At 63.1% G+C, this 18753-nt stretch carries 14 protein-coding genes; 6 read left to right on the forward strand and 8 right to left on the reverse strand.

The features are described 5' to 3' along the window. Positions 1–80: 80 nt before the first annotated feature. Positions 81–1226, forward strand: coding sequence for a 3-phenylpropionate MFS transporter (locus tag ACEVBK_RS05300; protein WP_375057552.1), 1146 nt, complete (start codon positions 81–83; stop codon positions 1224–1226). After that, positions 1223–4684, forward strand: coding sequence for a NahK/ErcS family hybrid sensor histidine kinase/response regulator (locus tag ACEVBK_RS05305; RefSeq protein WP_375058517.1), 3462 nt, complete (start codon positions 1223–1225; stop codon positions 4682–4684). The genes ACEVBK_RS05300 and ACEVBK_RS05305 overlap by 4 nt, the downstream gene beginning before the upstream one ends. A gap of 42 nt (positions 4685–4726) precedes the next feature. On the opposite strand, the gene ACEVBK_RS05310 is transcribed toward ACEVBK_RS05305, so the two are convergent. Then, positions 4727–5365, reverse strand: coding sequence for a response regulator transcription factor (locus ACEVBK_RS05310; protein ID WP_375057553.1), 639 nt, complete (start codon positions 5363–5365; stop codon positions 4727–4729). Between the two features lie 309 nt (positions 5366–5674). Between ACEVBK_RS05310 and ACEVBK_RS05315 the strand changes: the two genes are divergently transcribed. Then, entirely contained in the window at positions 5675–6418 is a 744-nt protein-coding gene (locus ACEVBK_RS05315) for a DUF3108 domain-containing protein (protein ID WP_375057554.1), read from the forward strand. Here the strand turns inward: ACEVBK_RS05315 and ACEVBK_RS05320 are convergent. Beyond that, positions 6397–7926, reverse strand: a complete 1530-nt coding sequence (locus ACEVBK_RS05320; RefSeq protein WP_375057555.1) for a GGDEF domain-containing protein — start codon at positions 7924–7926, stop codon at positions 6397–6399. The two genes, ACEVBK_RS05315 and ACEVBK_RS05320, sit on opposite strands and share 22 nt — an antisense overlap. Before the next feature lie 247 nt (positions 7927–8173). Between ACEVBK_RS05320 and ACEVBK_RS05325 the strand changes: the two genes are divergently transcribed. Continuing rightward, complete coding sequence (locus tag ACEVBK_RS05325) at positions 8174–8623, forward strand: RrF2 family transcriptional regulator (RefSeq protein WP_375057556.1); 450 nt, start codon at positions 8174–8176, stop codon at positions 8621–8623. On the opposite strand, the gene ACEVBK_RS05330 is transcribed toward ACEVBK_RS05325, so the two are convergent. From ACEVBK_RS05330 to ACEVBK_RS05350, 5 genes are all read right to left on the reverse strand, one after another. Continuing rightward, positions 8602–9927, reverse strand: a complete 1326-nt coding sequence (locus ACEVBK_RS05330; protein ID WP_375057557.1) for a sigma-54-dependent transcriptional regulator — start codon at positions 9925–9927, stop codon at positions 8602–8604. The two genes, ACEVBK_RS05325 and ACEVBK_RS05330, sit on opposite strands and share 22 nt — an antisense overlap. Further along, positions 9905–11623 (reverse strand): ATP-binding protein, encoded by a 1719-nt coding sequence (locus ACEVBK_RS05335; protein WP_375057558.1) that lies wholly within the window; start codon positions 11621–11623, stop codon positions 9905–9907. The genes ACEVBK_RS05330 and ACEVBK_RS05335 overlap by 23 nt, the downstream gene beginning before the upstream one ends. A gap of 47 nt (positions 11624–11670) precedes the next feature. After that, complete coding sequence (locus ACEVBK_RS05340; RefSeq protein ID WP_375057559.1) at positions 11671–12045, reverse strand: DUF1850 domain-containing protein; 375 nt, start codon at positions 12043–12045, stop codon at positions 11671–11673. Next, entirely contained in the window at positions 12045–14060 is a 2016-nt protein-coding gene (locus tag ACEVBK_RS05345; protein WP_375057560.1) for a TRAP transporter permease, read from the reverse strand. Before ACEVBK_RS05345 ends, ACEVBK_RS05340 begins: the two co-directional genes overlap by 1 nt. Positions 14061–14188: 128 nt before the next feature. Then, positions 14189–15136, reverse strand: coding sequence for a TAXI family TRAP transporter solute-binding subunit (locus ACEVBK_RS05350; protein ID WP_375057561.1), 948 nt, complete (start codon positions 15134–15136; stop codon positions 14189–14191). Positions 15137–15413: 277 nt separating this feature from the next. Here ACEVBK_RS05350 and ACEVBK_RS05355 point away from each other — a divergent pair, with 277 nt between their 5' ends. Continuing rightward, positions 15414–16040 carry an energy-coupling factor ABC transporter permease gene (locus ACEVBK_RS05355; protein WP_375057562.1) on the forward strand — a complete coding sequence of 209 codons (627 nt, stop codon included), beginning with the start codon at positions 15414–15416 and terminating at the stop codon, positions 16038–16040. 68 nt (positions 16041–16108) lie between these two features. Beyond that, on the forward strand, positions 16109–16837 hold the full coding sequence (locus ACEVBK_RS05360) for a DsbA family protein (RefSeq protein WP_375057563.1): 729 nt from the start codon (positions 16109–16111) through the stop codon (positions 16835–16837). 125 nt (positions 16838–16962) lie between these two features. Here ACEVBK_RS05360 and ycaO read toward each other — a convergent pair whose 3' ends face one another. Then, positions 16963–18720, reverse strand: coding sequence for a 30S ribosomal protein S12 methylthiotransferase accessory factor YcaO (ycaO, locus tag ACEVBK_RS05365; RefSeq protein ID WP_375057564.1), 1758 nt, complete (start codon positions 18718–18720; stop codon positions 16963–16965). Positions 18721–18753: the final 33 nt, after the last annotated feature.

Below are 18753 nucleotides of genomic sequence, written 5' to 3' on the forward strand. Positions count from 1 at the left end.
ACCTTTAGCGCAATGGATAACAGCAATTTAGCCGTAAAGTTATTATCATAGGCCGCATCTTTCTATTATCAGTACCGGACATGTCGCCTGCTCTCTGGCTTTCATTGTTTTTTGCCATTTATTATTTCGGCTATGGCATTTTTCTGCCCTTCTGGGCGTTGTGGCTCAGCCATGTGGGGGCCGACGCCGGCTTTATCGGCCTGTTGCTCGGGCTGGGCATGGCGGCGCGTTGCGCTGGCAACCTGGCGGTGATGAGCCGGGTACGGGCGGCGGCCCATCTGTTGCCGGCGACACGCTGGCTGAGCCTGCTGAGCCTGCTGGCCTTCGCCGGCTTTTACGGCTGGCATTCCAGTGTGGCCCTGCTGGCCTTGATGCTGCTGGTGAATCTGATCTATCCGGCGCTGATGCCGGTATCCGAAGCCATCGCCAGCCGCCTCATCGTGCAGGTACACCTGGATTACGGCAAGGCGCGGCTGTGGGGATCGGCGGCTTTCATCGTTGCCAATCTGGTGGTCGGCAGCCTGAGTGGCAGCCTGGGCCCCCAGTGGGTGCTGCATACCATGGTGCTGTCGCTGGGGCTGATGCTGGCCATCAGTGTACTGCCGATGAATCCGATGCCAGTCGATACCCACCAGGGGCGTGGGGGAGACAGCATCCGGCAGGTATGGGGCCGGCCGGGCATGATGCGCTTCCTGCTGGTCACCGCCCTGCTGCAGGGCAGTCATGCCTTTTACTACGGCTTCAGTGCGCTCTACTGGCAGCAGCAGGGATACAGTACTGCGGTGATCGGCTATCTGTGGGGTCTGGGGGTGCTGGCTGAAATCGGGGTTTTCGCCATGAACAAACGGTGGTTCGAACGTCTGAGTGCCCGTCATCTGCTGCTGGCCGGCGCCGCCTGCGCCCTGCTGCGCTGGGCCTTGTTGGGGTCGACTACCGAACTGGGCGGGTTGGTCGTTGCCCAGTTGCTGCATGGGGGCAGCTTCTGTCTGAGCCACCTGGGGGCCATCCGTTATATCAGCCGGGATCTGGACGGCCCGGCGGTGATCGGCGGCCAGGCCCTCTATGCGGCCCTTCCCATGGGACTGGCGGTGGCCCTGCTGCTGGTGTTGTCCGGCCAGCTTTATCCGCTGCTCGGTGGCCAGACCTTCTGGTTGATGGGGGGGGCGGTGCTGCCGGTGGTCTGGCTGCTGCGCCGTCCCCTGACCACCCGACTCCAGGAGGCCTGATGCAGGGCTGGACCGTCATCAATATCTCGCTGGCCTACCTGGCCCTGCTGTTCCTCTGCGCCTGGCTGGGCGACAAGGTGCGCCTGGGAGCCCGGGCCCGTCGTCTGCGGCCGCTGCTTTACAGCCTGTCGTTGGCGGTCTACTGCACCTCCTGGAGCTTCTTCGGTACTGTGGGTCAGGCCAGCACCGATCCCTGGTCCTACTTCCCCATCTACCTGGGGCCCATACTGATGTTCACCCTGGCCGGGCCCTTCATCGCCCGGCTGATTGAGGTGGCCAAGCGCGAGCACATCACCTCCATCGCCGACTTTATCGCCGCCCGTTACGGCAAGTCCCAGCGACTGGCGGTTTATGTCACCCTGATCGCCATCGTCGGAGTGCTGCCCTATATTGCCCTTCAGCTCAAGGCCATCGTCATGGGGCTCAACCTGGTGGCACCGGACGTGGTGGGCGGGGACGGCCGGGACGCCGGCGAAGTGGCTTTCATGGTGGCGCTGCTGTTCACCGTCTTCATCCTGCTGTTCGGTACCCGCCATATCGACGCCACCGAGCACCAGCGCGGGGTCATGGTGGCCATCGCCCTGGAGTCGGTGGTCAAGCTGGTGGCCTTTATCGTGGTTGGGGGCTTCGCGCTCTGGCTGATCCTGGCCTTCCCCAACCAGCAGCGTACCATGATCACCGAGGACTTTATCGGCGGCCTGACCGAGGTGAGCGGTGCCAACCTGCTCGACATGGGGGTCTATACTCTGCTGTCGATGAGCGCCATCATCTGCCTGCCGCGTCAGTTCCACGTGACGGTGGTGGAGCACCACGACCCGGCGGATCTGCGTTGGGCCCGGCGCATCTTTCCGCTTTACCTGTTCCTGTTCGGACTCTTCGTACTGCCCCTGGCCCTGGCCGGTCAGCAGTGGCTGTCGGCGGACACCTCGCCCGACACCTATGTGATCAGCCTGCCCCTGGCGCTGGACTATCCGGGCCTGGCGGTGCTGGCCTTTATCGGCGGCGCTTCCGCCGCCACCGGCATGATGATCATCTCCACCATCGCCCTGGCGATCATGGTGAGCAACGATCTGGTGCTGCCGATGATTCTGCGCCGGCGCCAGCTGCAGGGGGCGGGGTTCGAGGACTTCGCCCAGTTGCTGCTCAACGTGCGCCGCACCGCCATCATCGTCATCATGGTCACCGCCTGGCTGGTGTTCCTCTGGCTGGGGGAGATCCACAGTCTGTCGCGCATCGGCTATCTCAGCTTCGCCGCCATCGCCCAGTTCGCCCCGGCCCTGGTACTGGGGCTGCTGTGGCGCGGCGGTAACCGACGCGGGGCCTACTGGGGCCTGAGCCTGGGCATGCTGATGTGGCTGCTCAACCTGATGGCGGAAACCGGGCTTTTCGCCGGCGATGCGGACACCAACGTGCTGCTGTGGCTGCTGACGCCGCCGGATTGGGGGGCGGTCGGCGAGATGAGTCCTGCCACCTGGGGCATACTGCTCAGCCTGCTGTTCAACCTGGCGGGCTACCTGCTGGGCTCCTGGCTGTCGGTGTCGACGGTGAGCGAACGTTTCCAGGCGGCGGCCTTCGTCGGTCGTCAGCACAAGGACGACGGCGATGTGTACCGGGCCAAGGTCACGGTGCGGGATCTGGAGCAATTGGCGTCCCGCTTCGTGGGAGAAGCCCGGGTCAAGCGGGCCTTTGCCCGCTACGCCGGCGAGCAGGGCACCCTGGACGGCAGCATGCAGGCCCCCGCCAGCCTGATCCGTCACACCGAGCGGGTGCTGGCGGGGGTGTTCGGTGCCTCTTCCGCACGGCTGGTGCTGTCCTCGGCGCTGCAGGGACGCTCCATGGAACTGGAGGAGCTGGCGGCCATCGTGGACGAAGCCGGGGACGTGTTCCGCTTCAACCGGGGGCTGCTGCAGGGGGCCATCGAGCATATCGGCCAGGGCATTTCGGTGGTTGATAAAGAGCTGAAGCTGGTGGCCTGGAACCGCCGCTATATCGAACTGTTCAAGTATCCGCCGGGGCTTGTCCGGGTGGGGCGGCCGATCGCCGACATCATCCGCTACAACGCCGAGAAAGGGTTGTGCGGCCCCGGCGAGGTGGACGCCCAGGTCGCCCGACGGGTGGCCCATATGCGTGCCGGCACCGCCCATGTTTCGGCGCGCACCCGTCCCGACGGCCGGGTCATCGAGATGCAGGGCAACCCCATGCCCGGCGGCGGCTTCGTCATGACCTTCAACGATATCACCACTTTCCGCCAGGCGGAGCAGGTACTGAAAGACGCCAATGTGGTGCTGGAGGCCCGGGTGGCCGAGCGCACCCGTGAACTGTCGGCGGTGAACCAGCAGCTGCTGGCCGCCACCCGGCAGGCGGAGCGGGCCAATGCCTCCAAGGGCCGTTTCCTGGCGGCGGTAAGCCACGATCTGATGCAGCCGCTCAACGCCGCCAAGCTGTTTACCTCTTCTTGGCTGGAAACGTCGGGGGATGAGGAAAGCCGTCGGCTGGCGGGCCATATCGACCGCTCCCTCGGGGCCGCCGAGGAACTGATCGGCGACCTGCTGGACATGTCCCGCCTGGAGTCGGGCAAGCTTACCGCCAGGCCCAAGGACTTCGCCCTGAAGGCGCTGTTCGATACCTTAAAGGCGGAGTTCGGGGTGCTGGCCGAACAGGATGGCGGCCGTTTCGACGTGGTTTCCAGTCGGTTCGGGGTACACAGCGATCCCCGGCTGTTGCGCCGCATCCTGCAGAATTTCCTCACCAATGCCCTGCGCTACAACCCGGGGGGACGTATCCTGCTCGGTATTCGCCACTGCGGCGACGGTCTGCGCATCGAGGTGTGGGACAATGGCCCCGGTATTCCGGCCGACAAGCTGGAAGTGATTTTCGACGAGTTCCTGCGTCTCGAGCACGGCCAGCGCCACCACCAGCAGGGCCTGGGCCTGGGCCTGGCCATCGCCCAAGGGCTGGCGACCATACTGGGGCACCGGCTAATGGTGCGCTCCTGGGAAGGCAAGGGCTCGGTGTTCAGCGTGACGGTGCCGCGGGCCGATCCAGGCGTCGAGCCGGCCGAACCGGTGGTGCCGGTATCGGCCAGCGGCCAGCTGGCGGGCCTGCGGGTGCTCTGTATCGACAACGAGGCGGATATCCTGACCGCCATGGCCAGCCTGCTGGCGCGATGGGGCTGTGAGGTACGGCTGGCCGCCGACGGGCGGGCGGCGCGGGCGCATTGCCGGAATGGTTTCAGTCCCCAGGTGATACTGTCGGATTATCATCTGGATGAAGGCGAAACCGGGGTGGCGGTGATCCATATGCTGCGGCTGGAGTTCGGGCGGATACCGGCGGTGGTGATCAGCGCCGACCGGCAGCCCGAGCTACAGGCCCAGTTGCAAAAGTTGCAGCTGAGCTACCTGAGCAAGCCGGTCAAGCCGCTGAAGCTGAGGGCTCTGTTGCAGCATCTGGTGTCTTGATGGGGGTGAGGGATTTTATCGTCCCGAGTCCCCGGTTCCGGCTCAGATTTCCCCACCGTCCAGTTGGGACAGGGCAATCACCGCCTGGGTCCGGTTTTTCACCCCCAGCTTGCGGAAAATGGCGGTGACGTGGGCCTTGATGGTCGCTTCGGAAACATCCAGCTCGTAGGCGATCTGCTTGTTGAGCTTGCCTTCCGACAACATGATGAGCACCTTGTACTGTTGGGGGGTGAGGCTGGCCAGGCGCTCGGCCAGGTGGTCTGCCGGCGCATCTTCCAGGCTGATGCCCTCGGGAAACCAGGTGTCACCGTCGAGGATGGTATTGAGGGCGCTGACCAGGGTGCGCATGGGGGCCGACTTGGGGATGAAGCCGAGGGCGCCGAAACGCATGGCTTGCTGTACTACGGCGGGTTCTTCACTGGCGGAGACCACCACCACCGGCAGGTCCGGATACTGGTTGCGCAACTGGGCCAGGCCGGAAAAACCGCTGGCGCCGGGCATCTTCAGGTCCAGCAGCAGCAGGTCGATGTCCTGGACTTCGGTCAGCAGCTTCATCAGGTTATCGATACTGTCGACTTCCTGCAGCTGGGCACCTTCTACGGCCAGCTGTACCGCCTGATGCAGGGCATTGCGAAACAAGGGGTGGTCATCGGCAATGATAATGCTGTAGCCCGTTTCCATGGTGTTGTCTGAATCCTTGTATCCGTGAGTGGTGAATGGAAACTTATCCCATCGTTTTTTCCCCTGTTATGATAGGGCTTTAGTCCCGGTCTGAGAACCGATCGTGGCGATTTTCGTGATCCGCCCGGGGACGGGATGATGGCGAGGCCGTGGGGCCGGGGCCCTCGGTGGCGGCAAAGGTGCGGCGCCGACGGCACTATTATCGGTTCCGGGGGTCATACAGGTGTTTTCGCCCTCCTGGCCTGTTGGTGTATGGTTGGCGCAGCGAATGCCGGATCTCCGGACCGAGAGCTAAATGAGGAAATCTGAATGATTCGAAAATGCATGCTGGTGCTGTGTGGGATGGTGGCGGCGAGTACCGTGTCGGCCCGGGATATTGAGCAATTGCGGGCCGAGTTTTCCGTGCTGCTCAACGGCGATCAGACGCGGGGGGTCAATACCCTGACCATAGAACGCAATAAGGAACGCTACCATGTGCACTTCGCCCTGGCGCACTGGCTACTGGACGTAGACCAGAAAGCCAGCTTCAGTTGGGAGGATTGTACGGCCCGTCCCGATACTTTCAACTATAAGGCCAAGGCCGTCGGAGTCCGGCGGGAAGAACGGCTGGTGTTCGATCAGCAGACCGATATGGTGCTCTATCAGGATCGCAATGGAGACCAACTGCTCTCCGCCGAGGGCGGTGCCTTCGATCCGGTCAGTTTTTTCTTCGAGGCCCGGTGTGACCTGATGGCTGGAAAAAGCAGCATGACTTACCCCGTGGTACGGGACGGAGAAATAAAGCAGACCACTTTCAAGGTGGTGGGGGAAGAAGCGATTCGGACCGGCGTTGGTACCCTGGATACCCTGATCGTCGAGCGTGACCGGGGCGACAGCAAACGCAAGACCCGCTTCTGGGTGGCGCCGGAGCTGGATTACCTGCTGGTGCAGATAAGCCACGAGGAAAACCGTCAACTGGCGGTGACCGTGACCCTGGACAAGCTGAGTTACTCTCTGGTGGATGAGCAGGAACAACTGACGGCCCGGGAGTCTCAGCCGACCGCTACCGATTGATCCATGACCAGGTTTTCACTGCAGATCCGGCAGCGCCCCTTTTCCTTGGCCCGGTACAGCGCCCGATCGGCCCTGACCAGCAGGTCGTTGGTGTTGTCGGTCTTGCGGGCTTCGGTCAGGCCGCCGCTGAAGCTGATGCCTATGGTCCTGTCGGCCAGATAGAGCGGGGTGGCGGAAATGGTGTCGAGCAACCGTCGCGCCAGATGAAGACCCTGCTGGTGATCGGTGTCCGGCAGTATCAGCAGAAACTCTTCGCCCCCGATACGGGCCAGCACATCGGTGTCCCGTATCGCCTGCCTGCCGGTGTGGGCGAAGTGGCGCAACACCTTGTCTCCGATGTCATGGCCATGCTGGTCGTTGATATGCTTGAAGTGATCGATATCCACCATCACGATGCAGAAGGGGTGGTGGTAGCGCTGCAGGTTGGCCAGTTCATATTGCAGCCTGGCCTCGGCGGCGCGCCGGTTGGGACATCGGGTCAGGGCGTCGGTGGTCGCCAGCTGTTTGAGTTGCTGGTTCAGGCGCACCAGTTCGTCGTTGGCCTTGCTGAAGGCCAGACGGTGGCGCCGGTTGCGCTTCAGGGTCAGTATGGTGAGCAGGCCACCCCAGAGTGAGCCGGTGGCGGCCAGGGTGATGATGGCCGTCAGGTTGTCTTTTTTTCTCGCCAGATGATAGATGGGGGCGGCGTCGGCCAGGGCATAGACCCGGTAGTCTCCGTTTTCCGTGGCATGGCTGGCCAGCAGCACCGGTTTTTGGTGCGGGCCGAGCAGCAAGACTTCGGGCAGCAGCGGACTCTGGCTGATGGGGATGGCTGGGTTGTCTTCCCTGCTTTCAGGAGCGAACGAGGGGGGAGCGGTGGAGCCGTTGAAGGTATGCAGCAACCATTCCGGGTTATCCGCCAGCGCGACCATCCCTTCCGGATCGGTCACCAGCAGTTCTACCCGGTATGCCCGGCGGCTGATGCCGTCCACGGCGGCCCTGACCAGCAGGACGGCGGTCCCTGTGTCGCCGAGGGGGGTGGCATAATAAAACCTGGCCTGCTGTTGCTCGGGTTCGAGAATAAAACGGTGTACCGGCTGGCGGCTGGCGGCGAAGTGGTCGAGAGCCGGCGGTGACTGGCCGACCGGGCTTTGTACCATGATTTTGCCCTGCCGGCCGATAAGCCAGATCCCATCCAGCCCGAAGATGCTGCCTAAGTTGTCCAGATCGGCCTGCAGGGGAGCGAGCCGGCGCGGGTTGTTCAGGAAAGCCTGCAGGCTCGACAGTGAAGCCAGGGCCTGGGCGATGTCCTCGACCTGCCGGCGGCCTTGTTGCAAGTCCTGGCTGACGGTGGCGGCAGCCAGGGCACTTTGTTGCTGCAGTTCCTCCAACTGCGCCTGGATGCGCAGGGAGATCCCATGCCGGCTGATAAACCAGCTCGACAACGCCACCGTCACCAGCAGTAATGAAATAGCGCCAAACGAGAAATAGTCTTGCGGTAACCAGCGAGATTTGTTGTGCAACATCATCGACGTACCTGTCCAGCCCCAAGGCCTCTTTATTGTTTTATCGAGAGCGCCTTTATTTTAGTCGAGAAACCGGCAAGTCATGGGGTTTCCGCCACTGTCTCTAAGCAGTAAGCAGAAAGTGATAAGGTAAAGTGATAAATAACATGCAACTTATCCTGATCCAGATCAATCCTGGCTCAGGCCTGATGGCAGACCATATCAGCCAGGCCCCGCAAGGGGATGACCCCCTTATCCCGGGAGCCGCCGCATGCGCTTGACCCACTATACCGATTATGCCCTCAGGGTGCTGATATACCTGAACCTGCACCGTTCACGCCGCTGTACCGCACCGGAGATCGCCGCTCATTTCAAGGTATCCCATCACCATCTACGCAAGGTGATCCAGGATCTGCACCAGCGGGGCTATGTCTCCACCATCAGGGGCAAGGGGGGAGGGCTGCATCTGCTGCGGGCCCCGGAGCAGATAGTGATAGGCACCCTGGTGCGGGAACTGGAGCCGGACATGAAGCTGACCGATTGTTTCGAGTCACGCCATCATTGTGTGATAGCGCCGGCTTGCCGGGGGCGGCAGATGTTCAGCCTGGCACTGAAGCAGTTTCTGATGGTGCTGGACCAGCATACCCTGGCGGATTTGATGCCGGTCAGGGTGCGGGAGCAATGCATCGAGCTGCTCTATCAGGACTCGCCGGCGGTGTGATGCCGGTACTTGGCCAGCTTGTCGTACAGGGTCTTGCGGGGGATGCCGAGCCGCTCCGCGGCCAGGGCCACGTTGCCGTCGGCCTGCGCCATGGCGGCCTGGATCAGCTGCTGCTCCAGATCTGCCAGCTGTTGCGGCAGGGTCAGGCGCACCTCGTTTTCCTGTAACGGCAGTACGCCCAGCACATATTGCTCCGCGTGGTGGCGCAATTCCCGCACGTTGCCCGGCCAGTCCCGCTTCAGCAATTGCTGGAGCAGATGGTCGGATGGCGTCGGCACATCCCGGTTGTACTGGGCCTTGGCCTGCTCGACGAAGTGCAGGAACAGCAGCGGGATGTCGGCCCGCCGTTCGCGCAGGGGCGGCAGGTACAGGGTCACCACGTTCAGCCGGAAGTAGAGATCGGCCCGGAACAGGCCCGCTTCGCTGGCGGTGAGCAAATCCAGCTTGGTGGCGGCCACTACCCGAGCGTCCACCTCGATCAACTTGTTGCCGCCGAGGCGTTCCAGTACCGACTCCTGCAGCACCCGCAGCATCTTGGCTTGCAGCGCCAGCGGCATGCCTTCTATTTCGTCGAGGAAGAGGGTGCCGCCGTTGGCATGCTCTATCTTGCCGATGCGGCGCTTGGTCACCCCGGTGAAGGCACCGGGCTCGGCACCGAACATTTCGCTCTCGAAAATCGACTCGGGCAGGGCGGTGCAGTTCAATGCCACGAAGTGCCCCTTGCGGCCACTGCCCTGGTGCAGACTGCGGGCCACCATTTCCTTGCCGGTGCCGGTTTCCCCCAGGATCAGTACGCTGGCGTTGGTATCGGCGATATTGTCTATTTGCCGGCGCAACTGCTCGATCTGCGGGGTATGGCCCAGCAGCAGGGGCTGGCCTTGATTGGCGGCCAGTTGCTGGCGCAGACGGCGGTTCTCCAGTACCAGGGCGCGTTTGTCCATGGTCCGGCGCAGGCTGTGCAGCAGCTGTTCCGGTTCATAGGGTTTCTCGAAGAAGTCCTGGGCGCCCAGGCGCATGGCGGCCACCGCCATGGGAATGTCGCCATGGCCGGTGAGCAACAGGACCGGCAGCTCGGCATCCCGCTGTTGCAACTGGTGCAGCAGGGTCAGGCCGTCCATGCCCGGCATGCGTACATCGGACAGTACCACCACCGGCGCCTCCGGCATCAGTGCCTGTAGCGCCTGTTCGGCCCGGGCAAAGCCGCGCGCCTTGATATCGGATAGCTGCAGGGTCTGCAGCAGGGTCTGGCGTACGTCGTCGTCATCTTCGACCAGCCAGACTTCAATGGGGGGACGGTTCATCATCTCTCCAGCTAATGGTAAATCGGGCGCCGCCCTGGGGGGGCGAGTCTATCTCCAGATGGCCGTCGCCGGCTTCCACCAGATCCCGCACTATCGCCAGCCCCAGCCCCAGCCCCTGTCCCGCCTGCTTGGTGGAAAAGAAGGGTTCGGTCACCTTGTCGAGCAGCTCGGGGGCGATGCCGGGGCCATTGTCCCATAGACACAGGCGATGGGGGGCGGTAGCGAGGGTGATGCTGGCCTCGGGGTGCCCGGCCAGGGCGTCGATGCTGTTACCGATAAGATTGGCCAGCACCTGCTCCAGGGCATGCAATTCCATGGGCAGCTGCAGCTCCGCCGCGGCGGGACGCTGTAGCCGGATCCCTTGCTCTTCCAGCCGGGGTGCCAGCCAGCTCAGTACATTGTCCAGGGCCTCATCGAACCGGGCGAGGCCGCGGGTCTTGCGGCGGGTGGCGGCGAACAGCTTGAGCTGGGAACTGAGGCGGGCAATCCTGTCCACCAGCCGGCCCATGGTCTGCAGGCTTTGTTCTAGCTCCGTGGTATGGCCGCGCCGGGCCAGCAGCAGGGTATTGACCGACTGGTTCTTGAGCGCGGTCAGCGGTTGGTTGACCTCGTGGGCGACGCTGGCCGCCATCTGGCCCAGGGCCGCCAGCCGGTTGATGTGGATCAGCTCGTGTTGCATGGATCTGAGCCGGGCCTCGGCCTGGATCCGCTCCTGTACCTGCCGTTCCAGCTGGTGGTTGGAGGCGGCCAGGGCCGCGGTTCGTGCCATGACCTTGCGTTCCAGTTCGCCCTTGGCCTTGAGCTGGGCCTGTATGTAGCGCCGGCGCTGGCGCCAGTACAGCAGCAGCAGGACAACGGCGAGCAGGCTGGCCCCGGCGACGGCGGTGATCAGGTTGGCGCTGGTATAGAGGGGCCGGCTCGGCCACCACAGCTGCAGCCGCCACTGCAACCGGGGCAGGGGCACTTCACTGACCATGTACTGTTGTCCTTGCCAGGACCACTGGTCGCCTTTACGGCCCAGCTCCAGGGGCTCGAGCGGCATGGGCGTATACTGTCGGGTGCGTTCCAGCCGTTCCCGGGCCGGTGGGTTCAGGGTCGTCAGGGCCTTGAATTTCAGCTCGGCACGGGACGCCAGGGCGATCACCTGATCCGGGTCCACCACCATCACCAGATCCCGGGCCGGCTGCCAGCTCCGTTCCAGCGCCAGCAGGGTGATCTTGGCGGCGAGCACCCCTTCTGCTCCGGTTTCCTGGCCCAGGTGCAGGCCGAAGAAATAGCCGGGGATGCCGGTGGTGGCTCCGACGCCGTAAAACTCGCCGACGCTGCCCTGCCGGGCGTCGGTGAAATAGGGACGGAAGCGGTAGTTCTGACCGATAAAGGAATGGGGCTGGTGCCAGTTGCTGGCGGCCAGGGTAGCGCCTTCGTCATCCATCATGTAGAGCGCTTCCACACCGGTTTCTTCCGCCAGCTGTTGCAGCAGCCGGTTGGCCTGGTGCACGGCGTCGGCGTCGTGGGGCGAGGCCAGGGCGCGGATCAGGACCGGATGGGAGCGCAGGGCGCGGGGGATGTTTTCGAAGCGGGCGATCTCCGATTCGAGCGCGGCCCGGTACACCAACAGTTGCTGCTGGGCCCTGAGCTCCTGCTCGACGGCCTGGCGCTGCCAGCTGCCGTGCCAGATCCAGGCCAGCAGCAGAGCCAAAAGGATGATGCCGAGCGACCACAGTAGTCGCTTCTTGAGTGGGGTATTCAGTCGACCTCCGCAACCTCACAGGCGGTGAGGGTAACGCTGTGCCCGGCCGGTAACCAGTGACCCAGGGGCCGGCACGGGCCCGAGTCCGGGCAGAGGGTATAATCCCCGGTAAATTCCGAGCTGGCAAGGGTTACCCGTTCCAGCCGCAGGTCCGGCCGCCAGCGCCAGCTGCCCTGCTCCAGTCGCGCCCCCGGAGGCGCTTCCATGCCGGCGCCCGAGCCCTGTACCCGGGCCTCCACCAGGTGTAGCAGGCCGGCTTCAGCCCGGTAGTACTCGGTCCAGCGGATTTTTTCCACCGAATGATCCCAGCTCAGGCTGATGCCGCCGGTCAGCAGCATCACCAGGGCGGGTCCCGAGGCCAGGCAGATCATCAGGCCAGGGCCGGTTGCTGCCGGCGGCGGTATTGCCACCAGTGCCGGCCCAGCAGCAGGGCAGCCAGGCCCAGGCCGAGCTCGTCGGTGAGCGGCAGCGAGAACACCAGCAGGGCGGCGGCGGCCACGGCGGCCAGTCGTTCCCACCAGGCGAAGGGACGCAGCCAGTAACCGATGGCGCCCATGCCCCACAGGGAGACTGCCAGCAGTGCCTTGAACACCACGAAGACGGTAGCCAGCCAGCCTGCGTCCCCCTGCAGCATCAGCTCAGGGGCGTACACCGCCATATAGGGCACCACGAAGCCGGCGATGGCGATCTGCAACGAGCGGATGCCGATCTTGAGCCCCGAAGCCTTGGCGATGGGCGAGGCGGCGAAGGCGGCCAGGGCCACCGGCGGGGTCAGGTCCGCCATGATGCCGAAGTAGAACACGAACATGTGCGAGACGATCAGCGGCACGCCCAGTTCCAGCAGCGCCGGGGCGGCAATGGAGCTGGTGATGATGTAGTTGGGGATGGTGGGGATGCCCATGCCCAGCACCAGGCAGGTAAGCATGGTCAGCGCCAGGGACAGCAGCAGGCTGTGCTCGCCCAGTTGGATGATGTAGCCGGCGACGATGGTGGCGGCCCCGGTGAGTGAGATGACGCCGATGATGACCCCCACCAGGGCACAGGCCACACCCACCGGCAGCGCGTGCAAGGCGCCCTGGTAGAGGGCGTTGACCACGGTAGACAAGATACCCTGCTCGCGCTTGGCCAGCAGTAGCACGGTGAGCACCGCCACGATCACGAAGATGGCGGTGATGCCGAAGTGGTTGAAGGTGGCGCAGGCCAGGCCCAGCCCTATCCAAAAGGCGTAGCGCAGTCCCTTGGGGCCCAGGTGTTTGGCGATGCCGTTACCCATGATCAGCACCACGGTGAGCGCCAGGCCCATCATGCCCGCGAACAGGGGGGTGAAACCGGAAAACAGCATCACCACCAGCGCCACCAGCGGCAGCAGCAGGTACCAGCGGCTGCGGAGCGCGTCCAGAGGGCTCGGGCATTCTTCCTTGGGCAGGCCGTGCAGACCGGCGCGGCCCGCTTCCAGGTGCACCATCAGGAAGACGGTAAAGAAATAGAGTACGGCGGGGATCAGGGCCGCCTTGGTGATCTCCACGTAGGGCACATTGATGGTCTCGGCCATGATAAAGGCCACGGCGCCCATCACCGGCGGCATGATCTGGCCGCCCATGGAGCTGGTGGCTTCCACCGCGCCGGCGAACTCGGCCCGGTAGCCGAATTTCTTCATCAGCGGAATGGTGAACTGGCCGGTGCTGACCACGTTGGCCACGCCGGAGCCGTTGATGGTGCCCATCATGCCGGAGGACAGTACCGACACCTTGGCCGGACCGCCGCGGGTGTGGCCGACCGAGCCGATGGCCACGTCGTTGAACAGCTTGAGCATGCCTGCCTGCTCGAGGAAGGCGCCGAACAGGATGAACAGGAAGATGTAGCTGGAAGACACATAGGTGGGGGTACCGTAGATGCCTTCGGTACTGAAGGCCAACTGCGACACCACCTGATCGAGATCATAGCCCCGGTGCATCAGCGCATCGGGCAGGTACTGGCCGAACAGGGCATAGCCGACGAACGCCAGGCAGATCAGTGGCAGGGCCCAGCCCATCAGCCGGCGGGCGGCGTCGAACACCATCACCAGGGTGACGCTCCCGATGACCCAGTCGGCCTGGTTCATGTCACCGGCACGATAGATGAGGTCCGCCTCGAACCACCAATGGTAGAAGGCGAACAGCAGGGCGGCCGTACCCAGCAGTATGCTCCATACCGAAGGCCGGGTCAGGGATTGGCCGCGCACGCCGTAAAGCTGGTACACCAGAAACAGCAGAAAGCCGACGTGGATGGCCCGTACTACCGTGGTGGACAGTGGACTGAAGGCGGCGGTAATGATCTGGAAGATCGAAAAGGCCAGGGCGCCGTAGAAAATCAGCGCATGGGGCCGGGTATTGGCACTGTTCATCATCACTCCTCAGCCGGTACCGTCACTCGGCGGCCTGGCTGCTGGTTATTCGGTGGCCGACTGTGGCCCTTCTTGTTTTTGGTCGCGGTGATTCGTGGGTGGCCACGGACGGCTCGCCCGTGGCCCGGCCCTCAGTTCAGCAGGCCTTTTTCCTTGAAGTAGCGCTCGGCGCCCGGATGCAGCGGCAGCGGCAGGCCTGCCACCGCCTGTTCGGGATCGATGCCGTGGGCGGCGCTGTGGGCGTTGCCCAGCGCGGGCAGGTTTTCATAGACCTGCTTGGCCATCTGGTAGGCGGTGTCGTCAGAGACCTTCTCGTGGGTCACCAGCAGGTTGCTGATGGCAACCGTGGGTACGTCCGCGTCCTGGCCGGTGTAGGTGCCGGCGGGGATCACCCCGGTGCGATAGGCGTCATTGCCAATCTGGGCGACCACTTCTTCAGGAATGGCGATAAACACCACGGGGGCGTGGGAAGCCAGATCCCGGAAGGCGGCCATGCCGAGGCCGGCGGACTGCAGGGTGGCGTCCAGTTGGCGGTTCTTCATCAGCTCCACCGACTCGCCGAAGGGCAGGTATTCGGTGCGGGAGAAGTCGTCATAACTCAGGCCGGCGGCCTTGAAGATGGCGCGGGCGTTGAGCTCGGTGCCGGAACGGGGGGCACCGACCGAAATACGCTTGCCTTTCAGATCTTCCAGGCTGTTGATGCCGCTGTCGGCCCGGGCCACTATCTGGATGTAATTGGAATAGGTCGAACCCACGGCGCGCAATTTCTTCAGCGGTGCCTGAAAGCCGGCTTCCTCTACTCCGTTCCAGGCATCGCCCACGCTGTCGGCGAGGGCAAAGCCGATTTCGCCCCGGCCCCGTTCCAGCAGGGTCAGGTTTTCTACCGAGGCACGGGTGGCCTGCACCTGCACCCGGGCGTTGGGAATGTGTTCGCCATAAAGCTGGGACATGGCCACGCCGAGCGGATAGTAAACGCCGCTGGTGCCGCCGGTGAGCACGTTGATGAACTCGTTGGCCTGGGTGGCGGTAACGGAAAGGGCCAGAGTGGCGCCGAGCAGACAGTGTTTGATGACCTTCATTGGTTAGCTTCCTTGGTTATGGTTGTGCAGTAATAAGGTTGCACTTTTGATGCCAAGGGTTAACAGGGTGTTTTATTTTGTAACCTGTTGATTCTTATGGGGGCCGGTAACGAGGATTCTGATTTTTCGGAATTCTCCGGTCGGATGTTTCCGGTTTTCCGGAATGTGCCGTTATGTATCCGGTCACCCTGATCAGGGGCCCTGTGGTCCTGAGACATGCTAGTATGCTGAGCTGAATATCAGTGAACCGGGTAAGTGCATAAAGGAGCCGATGCCGATGTCGATATTGCTGAGTATGGTGGTGTTGCTGGTGGCAGCCCGGAGCCTGGACTGGCATGCATGGCTGGCGGATAAAACCCGGCAGCACCTGTGCTTCGGGGCGGCCATCGCCCTGGTCCCACTGTGGATGTTGCAGGCCGGGATCAAGGAGGGGCTGGAGATCCACTTTCTCGGCCTGACCGCCCTGACGCTGATGCTGGGCTGGCGCCTGAGCCAACTGACGGCGCTGCTCAGCCTGCTGCTGGTGACCCTGTTCGGTGTCGAGTCCTGGGGCGACGTCGGTATTAACCTGCTGCTGGGGGTGATACTGCCGATCGCGGTCAGCTATTTCGTGTTCCTGTTGACCTATAGTTACCTGTACCGACACTTGTTCGTTTATATCTTTGTGGCCGGCTTTTTCAATGCGGCCCTGGCCATCACCGCCAAGACCCTGGCCTTCGCCGGCTTTATGCTGTGGTCGGGTCAATATTCCTGGCCAACGGTGATGGACAACTATGTCAGCATACTGCCGCTGCTGTTGTTCCCGGAAGCGTTGCTCAATGGCATGGCCATTACCCTGCTGGTGGTGTTCCGTCCGCACTGGGTATGTACCTTTTTTGACAGGGACTATCTGATTAACAAGTAACGACGTGCACTTTTGGTGGCGATACCGGTCTGTTAGTCTGCCCTGAAATAACCTGAAGCGAGAATCCAATGAAGCATACATTACTGAAAACCATGGTGCCGGTACTGGCCCTGGGCCTGTTGCCCGCCGCTCATGCCGAGATGAGCCGGGAAGAATTCCAGCAACTGGTGCGCGAGACCCTGCTTGAGCAGCCGGAGATTCTGCGCGAGGCCATCATCAAGCTGGAAGAGAAGGACAAGCTGGTCCAGCAGCAGCAGTTCGAGCAGCAGTTGAAGGAACAATCGCAACAGCTGTTCGCCAATAGTACCGACGGCATCATGGGGAACAGCAAGGGCAAGATCGAGATGGTGTATTTCACCGACTATAACTGTCCCTACTGCCGCCGTATGAACCAGACCCTGCTGGAGGTGCTGAAAAGCGAGCCCGAGCTGAAGGTGATCGTCAAGGACATCGGCATTCTGGGGCCGGACTCGGTGCAGGCCGCCCGGCTGGCGCTGGCCGCGGCCCAGGATGCGCCCAGGCAGTATGAGGAGTTGCACCAGGCACTGATGAGCCAGCAACGGGTGCAGGCGGCAGCCCTGGCCACCATCGCCGACAAGGCGGGGCTGGACGCCAAGAGCCTGCAGGCCAAGGCCGACAGCAGGGAGATAGCCGACAAGCTGACCGAGAATATGGCCCTGTTCCGCGGCCTGGGGCTGAACGGCACCCCGGCGCTGGTGTTCCCCGACGGCACCCTGATCCCCGGCGCCATAGATGCCGCCGGGCTGAAAGACATTCTCAAGGACAAACGTTCCTGAGCTGGCCCTGGCCCTAGGAAGGGTATAAAGCAAAACCCCGGCGAATGCCGGGGTTTTGCTTGGGTTGACACCTCTTCGGAGTGCTTTGTGGTCACTTCCGCGAAGAGGAGGCTGCGCTTAGTTCCTTATCCCCACTGGGCGGTGCGCTTGGCCTTCTGCAGCTTCTCGTAGGTGGCCAGCAGCGCCTGGTGGGCGGCGAAGTCCGCCAGGCTTTCGTCGGCGGCGGTCAGGCCGTGGAAGCGGGCTTCGCCGGCGATCTGTTGCCAGGCCTGGGCCACGGTGTCGGCGCCGAACATGCTGTCGAAGGCGGATCTGTATTGTCCCGGCTCGCGGTCGTCATCCAGGTGCAGTTCCAGCGACGCCTTGAGGCAACGGTAGTAGCGGTGGCGCTCTTCGGTAAATACCGAGGCGTTGAAGCTCAGGGTCCAGTCGGCGTAGTCCAGGGCGGTTTCCAGCTCGCCGGCGGCCAGGGCCAGCATGCACTTGAGTTCGCCCACCCGCAGGGTGTGCCAGGCGGTGCCCTTGTTGGGGGCGATGCCGAGCAATTCCCGTACCCGGGTAAAGTCGTCCAGCCCTTCCTCTTCCAGTTGCTCGTACAGGCCCATCAGCTGCTCGCCGTCGGCGTCGCTGGTCGGCAGGCTCAGCAGTGTTGCTCTGAGCCCTGCACCCATGTTGTTGTTGGCCAGCAGCATGTCTTCCACCGGGTAGATGTCGGACATGCCGGGCACCAGGATGCGGCAGGCGTACACGCCCAGGTGCTCGTAGTCGGCGATATAGACCGGCTGCTCCAGCTCGTTGAACACCGCCATCAGGTGGTTGAATTCCTGCTCGGAGCTGCCGCTGAAGTCCCAGTCGGCGAAGTCGTAATCGGCCTGGTCCTTGAACAGATCCCAGCTGATCAGGCCGGAAGAGTCGATAAAGTGGGTTTCCAGGTTGTGGTGATCGGCCACTTCGTCATCGTCGAAGGAAGGTGGTACGAACACGTCCAGATCCTTCAGGCTGCGGCCCTGCAACAGCTCGGTCACGGTACGCTCCAGTGCCACTTCAAAACGTGGATGGGCGCCGAAGGAGGCGAAACAGGTGCTGTTGGCCGGGTTGAACAGCACCACGCAGATCACCGGGTAGCGGCCGCCCAGCGAGGCGTCGAAGGCGTGGATGGGGAAGCCTTCCGCTTCCAGCGCCGCGATGGACTCCTGGATGTGCGGGTAGCGGGCCATCACCTCGGCGGGGATGGTCGGCAGGCTGATGCGCTCGGCTATGATGCGGTTCTTGATATGGCGCTCGAACACTTCCGACAGCCCCTGGGTGCGGGCTTCGGTCTTGGTATTGCCGGCGCTCATGCCGTTGGAGACATAGAGGTTGCCGACGATGTTCATCGGGATGTAGACGGTCTCATTGTCGCCCTGGCGCTCGAAGGGCAGGGCACAGATGCCGCGTTCCTCGTTGCCCGATTGCAGATCGATCAGCATATCCGCGGTCAGTTCGTCGTCCGGGTTGTAGAAGCCGCGGGTAAAGTCGTCGAGCAGGCCGGCGGGCAGGCGGTTGTCCTGGGGGAGCTTGAACCACTTCTCGTTGGGGTAGTGCACGAAGTCGCCTTCGGCGATGTCCTGGCCCAGGTAGAAGTCGGCGAAGAAGTAGTTGGTGGCCAGACGCTCGAAGTATTCGCCCAGAGCCGAGGCCAGGGCCGCCTTCTGGCTGGCCCCCTTGCCGTTGGTAAAGCACAGCGGGCAGTCCTTGTCACGGATATGTACCGACCAGACGTTGGGCACCGGATTCAGCCAGGAGGCCTCTTCGATGTTGAAGCCCAGGGACTGGAGCTGGCGCTGGAAGTAGCTGATGGAGTCTTCCAGGGCGGCGTCTTTGCTGGGGATAAAGGTTTTCATGGTGACCTCGGGCGTGATCGGCAAAAAAGGGGG

Source organism: Zobellella sp. DQSA1, from assembly GCF_041950555.1.
Taxonomy (GTDB): Bacteria; Pseudomonadota; Gammaproteobacteria; order Enterobacterales; family Aeromonadaceae; genus Oceanimonas.